The sequence below is a fragment of the Pseudovibrio sp. SCP20 genome (assembly GCF_057774105.1).
Map to the genome: position 1 here is coordinate 1 of NZ_JBYMDH010000022.1, position 320 is coordinate 320.

At 53.1% G+C, this 320-nt stretch carries 2 tRNA genes; both read right to left on the minus strand.

The features are described 5' to 3' along the window. Positions 1-35: 35 nt before the first annotated feature. A tRNA-Ala gene (locus AC3CB2_RS23485) sits at positions 36-111 on the minus strand. 104 nt (positions 112-215) lie between these two features. After that, a tRNA-Ile gene (locus AC3CB2_RS23490) sits at positions 216-292 on the minus strand. Positions 293-320 lie beyond the last annotated feature (28 nt).

The window sequence follows — 320 nt, forward strand, 5'->3', positions numbered from 1 at the left end:
ATATCAAGCTACGGAAGGAACCAACTCAAAGGAATTGGTGGAGCCTAGGAGGATCGAACTCCTGACCTCCTGAATGCAAATCAGGCGCTCTCCCAGCTGAGCTAAGGCCCCGCTACAATGCGATCCGTGGGTCGAGCCCATCTCGCACACAGATTGCAAAGCAATCGAGTACGGACAAAACATAAAGACCGACGAGACACATCATTCCGAAGGAATGGTGGGTCGAGGAGGACTTGAACCTCCGACCTCACGCTTATCAGGCGTGCGCTCTAACCACCTGAGCTACCGACCCAGTATCTAAACTGGTCTGCTCAAGTGAG